The organism is Limnoraphis robusta CS-951 (assembly GCF_000972705.2).
Map to the genome: position 1 here is coordinate 1 of NZ_LATL02000304.1, position 6,024 is coordinate 6,024.

Annotated in this window: 5 protein-coding genes and 1 riboswitch; of the genes, 3 read left to right on the forward strand and 2 right to left on the reverse strand. The window is 42.3% G+C overall.

The window, feature by feature from the left end:
• Positions 1–428 precede the first annotated feature (428 nt).
• Together WN50_RS25625 and WN50_RS25630 are read right to left on the reverse strand one after the other, a co-directional pair.
• On the reverse strand, positions 429–1,847 hold the full coding sequence (locus WN50_RS25625) for a sensor histidine kinase (RefSeq protein WP_046282139.1): 1,419 nt from the start codon (positions 1,845–1,847) through the stop codon (positions 429–431).
• Positions 1,840–2,523 carry a response regulator gene (locus WN50_RS25630; RefSeq protein WP_046282140.1) on the reverse strand — a complete coding sequence of 228 codons (684 nt, stop codon included), beginning with the start codon at positions 2,521–2,523 and terminating at the stop codon, positions 1,840–1,842. Before WN50_RS25630 ends, WN50_RS25625 begins: the two co-directional genes overlap by 8 nt.
• Before the next feature lie 341 nt (positions 2,524–2,864).
• Positions 2,865–2,962: riboswitch (TPP riboswitch) on the forward strand.
• Between the two features lie 7 nt (positions 2,963–2,969).
• On the opposite strand from WN50_RS25630, the gene thiC reads away from it, so the two are divergent.
• From thiC to WN50_RS37830, 3 genes are all read left to right on the forward strand, one after another.
• A complete protein-coding gene (gene thiC, locus WN50_RS25635) occupies positions 2,970–4,352 on the forward strand; it encodes a phosphomethylpyrimidine synthase (protein ID WP_046282141.1) in 1,383 nt (460 codons plus the stop codon).
• A gap of 386 nt (positions 4,353–4,738) precedes the next feature.
• Entirely contained in the window at positions 4,739–5,710 is a 972-nt protein-coding gene (locus tag WN50_RS25640; protein WP_046282142.1) for a DUF1350 family protein, read from the forward strand.
• A 189-nt stretch (positions 5,711–5,899) separates the two neighbouring features.
• A partial coding sequence (locus WN50_RS37830; RefSeq protein ID WP_200906356.1) for a 4-Cys prefix domain-containing protein occupies positions 5,900–6,024 on the forward strand: 125 nt, incomplete at its 3' end.

Below are 6,024 nucleotides of genomic sequence, written 5' to 3' on the forward strand. Positions count from 1 at the left end.
GGCGGGTTTATAAAAGTTTTGCATGGGAAGATCTAGATTTGTTCAGAACCCGCCCCTACAACAAAGGACGGGTTGATGTTAGTTATTTCTGGGAAAGATAGACATTTTGGAGGAACCAGCCTCTAGAAAAAAGGACGGGTTGATGTTAGTTATTTCTGGGAAAATAGACATTTTGGAGGAACCCGCCCCTACAAAAAAGGCGGGTTTATAAAAGTTTTGCATGGGAAGATCTAGATTTGTTCAGAACCCGCCCCTACAACAAAGGACGGGTTGATGTTAGTTATTTCTGGGAAAGATAGACATTTTGGAGGAACCAGCCTCTAGAAAAAAGGACGGGTTGATGTTAGTTATTTCTGGGAAAATAGACATTTTGGAGGAACCCGCCCCTACAAAAAAGGCGGGTTTATAAAAGTTTTGCATGGGAAGATCTAGATTTGTTCAGAACCCGCCCCTACAACACTGTTCACTGTAAAGGTGAATGTTGTGCCTTGATTGACTTGACTTTGTACGGTTAATTTGCCATTATGTAAACGGGTAATTTCATTGGCGATCGCTAACCCTAAACCTGCCCCTCCAGTTCGACGAGAACGATCTTCTTCGACTCGATAAAAGCGATCAAATAAAAAGGGAAGATGTTTGGCTTCTATCCCCACTCCCGTATCTTTTACTTGTACCTCTACAACTTGATCGTTTTGAGTGGCTTTGAGCGTCACGGTTCCGCCACTGGGGGTATATTTGAGCGCGTTATCGATTAAATTTAACAACAAATTGGTCAAGTAATCTGCATTTCCCTGCACGAATAATTGTGGTGAAATATGTGCTAGAATCTGAATATGTTGGGTTGACGCTAAGGGTTGCATCTGTTCAACTAAAGTGCTTAAAAGATTGCTCAAATCAACAGACTGCAAGAGCGTTGGGTGCATCTGTCGTAAATCTAATCTTGCTAAAAACAATAAAGCATGAGTCAGACGAATTAAGCGATCGGTTTCTTGTTCTAAACTTTGCAAGGTTTGTTCGTATTCTGCGACGGTTCGAGGGTGGCTGAGGGTAACACCAATTCGTCCTTTAATTACCGTTAACGGTGTGCGTAATTCGTGGGCGGCGTCGGCGGTAAATCGTCGTTCATGTTCAAAAGCCGATTGCAAACGATCCAACATTCGATCTAATGTTTTGGCTAACCGTCTGACTTCATCGGTTGATCCTTGGTAGCCAATGCGCTGAGTAAAGTCATTCGCGCCAATACTCTGGGCGGTGCGAATAATACGTTCGATGGGACTCAAAGCGCGATCGGCCAAAAATAGCCCCCCTAACGCCGCAATCAGCAACACAAGAGGAAATCCCAACAACATTAATGTTAGCAGGTGTTCTGAGGCTTCGTAGATGGGTTCTAGGGATTCTGCAACTTGCAACCATTCCCCTTTATTGTTGGCGTCGGGAAGAATTTGGCTGTAAACGCGCCAAGTTGTTGTGGAGGCGGTGAGATTAGAAAAACCGGTTTGAGTCGGTAATGTTGTCGGTATGGCTTGATAACGCCCTAAACCATCCAAAATTTGACCGTTTTCATCGATTAATCGGATGGCAAAACCGACCTCTAATAAGTGTTTGGTAATGGCTTGAGAATCGATAGTTTTTCTAAAGGCTGGATGACCATTACTATTGATCAGATTCGTGAGGGTTTGGGTGCTGGTGAGTTGTAAACTGGTATCGAGTTGAGCCAGTAAACTTTGTTCTAGTTGGATATAGAGATAGCTACTAAATAACGTCAGCGTTAGGGCTAATAAAAAAATATACCAAGCCGTTAAACGAACTCGTAGGGAGTGTTTTCTCAAACGAAATTGTTTAATCATTTCCTTCCTCAGTTCTCACACAATACCCCACACCCCGAACGGTATGTAACAGTGTTTGATCAAAGTCTCGATCAATTTTTCGCCTTAAATAACCCACATAAACATCAACAACATTAGAATCATTATAAAAATCTACATCCCAAACCTGTTCTAAGATTTGAGTCCGGCTGAGAACTTGATTGGGATGGCGCAGCAGGTATTCTAACAGTTTAAATTCTAAGGGAGTTAAATCAATTAAACGTCCGGCTCGTCGGACTTCTCTTTTGGCGATATCCATCGTCAGATCGGCGACTTGCAAAACATTATTCATTTGTAGCGGAGGACGCCGTTGTAATGCTCGTAAACGGGCTAGTAATTCCGAAAAAGCAAACGGTTTAACTAAGTAGTCATCGGCACCATAATCTAATCCTCGAACTCGATCTTCTACGGTATCACAAGCCGTTAAAAGTAAAACGGGCGTTAATATTTTACGACTGCGAATTTTTTCTAACAGTTGAAAACCATCTATTGTAGGAAGCAACACATCAAGAATCATAATATCATACTCAAATGCCTCAGCATAATCCCAACCTTCTTGACCATCGTTAGCCACATCAATCACATAGCCAGCCTCTCGCAATCCTTGAGTAATAAACTGTGCAATTCCCGGTTCATCTTCAACTAATAAAACTCGCATTTTTATGAGGTTAAACTTACGCAGATTCTGGCTACATTTCCTCTGAACAATCGAGGCGATCGCCACCTCCATTTTAGAGATTATACCTTTAGGGATGATCACCCAACTATAGCGCTACACATTTAAGTTAAGACTGTCTATAAAGCTAAAAACCAATTCCAGCCAGGATTGTACTTTTGCCTATTGCCTATTCCCTGTCTTTTGCTATATTTTGACATTTTCCCGACACTGACTGCAAGCGTTAATGGGTCAGGTTTCCAAGTCAACTCCTCATGCTTTTGCGGCTAACTCTGCCCCCTTCCCCCCCTGCAAACTCCCCCGATTTGTGATACCATCAACTCCTAATAAGCTAGGGGTGCCTGCGAAGTCCAGGCTGAGACGACACCCTTGGAACCTGAGTCCGGTTAGTACCGGCGTAGGGAAGCTATCACCAGAGGGAATTAAAAATGAGAACTGAATGGGTTAATCTACGGCGTGGTCAAGCAAATGTTTCACAAATGCACTACGCCCGTCAAGGTGTATTAACTGAAGAAATGCACTATGTCGCCAAGCGGGAAAATCTTCCGGTTGAGTTGATTCGCGATGAAGTTGCCCGAGGTCGGATGATTATTCCGGCTAACATTAATCATACCAATTTAGAGCCGATGTGTATTGGCATTGCCTCTAAATGTAAGGTGAATGCAAATATCGGGGCATCCCCGAGTTCTTCTGATATTAATCAAGAAGTAGAAAAGCTGAATCTTGCTGTAAAATATGGGGCAGATACGGTGATGGATCTGTCTACAGGCGGCGGTGATTTAGATGTGATTCGCACGGCAATTATTAAGGCTTCTCCGGTGCCAATTGGGACGGTTCCCATTTATCAAGCGCTAGAAAGTGTTCATGGCAGCATTGAAAAATTAACGGCCGAAGATTTCCTGCATATTATCGAAAAACACGCCCAACAAGGTGTGGATTATATGACAATTCATGCGGGAATTTTAATTGAACATTTGCCCTTAGTTCGCAATCGAATTACTGGAATTGTGTCTCGTGGCGGTGGTATTATTGCCCGTTGGATGCTGCATCATCACAAACAAAATCCCCTGTATACTCACTTTGATGAGATTATCGAAATCTTCAAAAAATACGATGTTTCGTTTAGTTTAGGGGACTCTTTACGCCCGGGTTGTCAACATGATGCGTCTGATGAAGCGCAACTGGCGGAACTCAAAACCCTCGGACAATTAACTCGTCGCGCCTGGGAACATGATGTTCAAGTGATGGTGGAAGGGCCGGGTCATGTGCCGATGGATCAGATTGAATTTAATGTTAAAAAACAAATGGAGGAATGTTCAGAAGCACCCTTCTATGTTTTGGGGCCGTTAGTAACAGATATTGCGCCAGGATATGACCATATTACTTCTGCTATTGGGGCGGCGATGGCAGGTTGGTATGGCACCGCAATGTTGTGTTATGTCACGCCAAAAGAACACCTCGGTTTACCTGATGCAGAGGACGTTCGCAATGGTTTAATTGCCTATAAAATAGCCGCCCATGCTGCTGATATTGCCCGTCATCGTCCGGGCGCCCGCGATCGCGATGATCAACTGTCTGAAGCCCGTTATAACTTCGACTGGAACCGTCAGTTTGAACTGTCTCTCGATCCGGATCGCGCCCGTGAATATCACGATGAAACTTTGCCTGCGGATATCTACAAAACGGCTGAATTTTGTTCGATGTGCGGGCCGAAATTCTGTCCGATGCAAACAAAAGTTGATGCGGATGCGTTAACCGAGTTAGAGAAGTTTTTAGCATCCCAGGAAAAAGAGGCTGTTACTCAAAGTTAAATTGCAATTTAAATAACCTATAATAGAGGGTGAGTAGGACGGATACTCGCCTTTTTTTATAGCGCCAATTATGGGGTCGGGCGGGTTTAGTTCAATTGTCGAGGGGTATTACAGAACTTGTAGAACCCGCCCCTACAGACTGCGCCAATGGTGGGGTCGGGCGGGTTTAGTTCAATTGTCGAGGGGTATTACAGAACTTGTAGAACCCACCCCTACAGAATTGAAAACGTTTTGAATAAAAACCGGGTTTTTGGGAAAGATTGAAAGCACAAATGAGTGACACTCACCTGAGTTAATGCAAAAAAGCGACTATTCATCACTCTATAACAAACGTTAAGTTAGAGATAGGTTAATCAACTTGCTTTTAATCACACTCGAATTTAATTATGTCTACTGAATTTCGCTTTGAACCTGTAGGTTTTAGTTGGGTTGCTTTCCATCCTCAACCCAAAGGGATTATTCGATTTATTGGTGGCGCGTTTTTTGGTTCATTTCCCACCCTATCTTATCGCTATTTTCTGGAAAAATTATTTAAATCCGGTTATACTATTGTTGCGATTCCCTTTCGATTTACCTTTGAGCATTGGTCAGTTTCACTGAGTTTATTAGAAGAACAAAACGAACTCCAAAATTTACTCGTTGAGAAAGCAAAAGCCGCAGGTTATGACGGAGAATTCTATTTGGATAATTCTAATTACTTCTGGATCGGTCATAGTTTAGGCTGCAAATATATTGCTTTGCTAGAACTTTTGAGCGATCAAAATGGGTTAACCTACCTTCAAGACTGTATTGATCAAGAAGAAATTGATCAAATTCGTCGTCGGTTAGGTGATCAAAAAGCAATATTCAATCAACCTTCGCTGTTACTCGCCCCTGATATTAGCGATACAGAAAGCGCTATTCCGATTAAATCTATCGCTCATTTTATCGATAAAATTGGCTTAGGAGTGTTACCGAGTCGCAGTCAAACTCAATGTATGATTCATCGGAGTCAACTGTTTAATATTACGGGTTTAATTTCGTTTAAATCCGATGATATCGCCGGAAATGAGAGTAATAAACAAAAAGGGGTTTACTGGTTTATTCAGCAACTCAACAATCAAAACCTCATTCATCAAGAAATACCTGGAAAACACCTCGAACCGCTTGGCGTTCAAATCGGTCAATATCTGGTCGATTTTAATCCTTTGGATAAGTTTATCGCACCCCTTTCTCGGCGTCAACTCGAACCCGTTGCGTTAACGATTTTACAGCAGTTATCAGATCGCCTGAAATCAGCTTTGTTACCGTCAGTTTCTCAAACGCAAAAAAAGTCTATTTCTAAAGTTACCGTTGGGGTTTCAACCTCTAAACGCTAAAATATAGAGACTAAAAAAACCTGGTTTTTCACAGAAACCGGGTTTTTGACTTGTACTTCGGGTGCATCAGAAAATTCACGGTAAAATTAGCATAAATTATTCAACTCTGAAACACCAAAAAAATTTGTTAAAATTCCTAGCAAAAACCGATCTAAAATAGGAAAATGGAACTGCTTGGAGTCGCCTGGGATGAGCCAATGTTTGAATCCTGACTGCTTGTTTAATAACCCGCCAAACACTCTATTTTGTCAGCGTTGTGGTGTAAAATTACTATTAGCCGAACGTTATCGAGCAGTAGAAATTATCGGTCAAGG

Coding starts and splice junctions, on each gene's coding strand:
- WN50_RS25625 (WP_046282139.1), bottom strand. CDS start 1,847: ATGATTAAACAATTTCGTTTGAGAAAACACTCCCTACGAGTTCGTTTA.
- WN50_RS25630 (WP_046282140.1), bottom strand. CDS start 2,523: ATGCGAGTTTTATTAGTTGAAGATGAACCGGGAATTGCACAGTTTATT.
- thiC (WP_046282141.1), top strand. CDS start 2,970: ATGAGAACTGAATGGGTTAATCTACGGCGTGGTCAAGCAAATGTTTCA.
- WN50_RS25640 (WP_046282142.1), top strand. CDS start 4,739: ATGTCTACTGAATTTCGCTTTGAACCTGTAGGTTTTAGTTGGGTTGCT.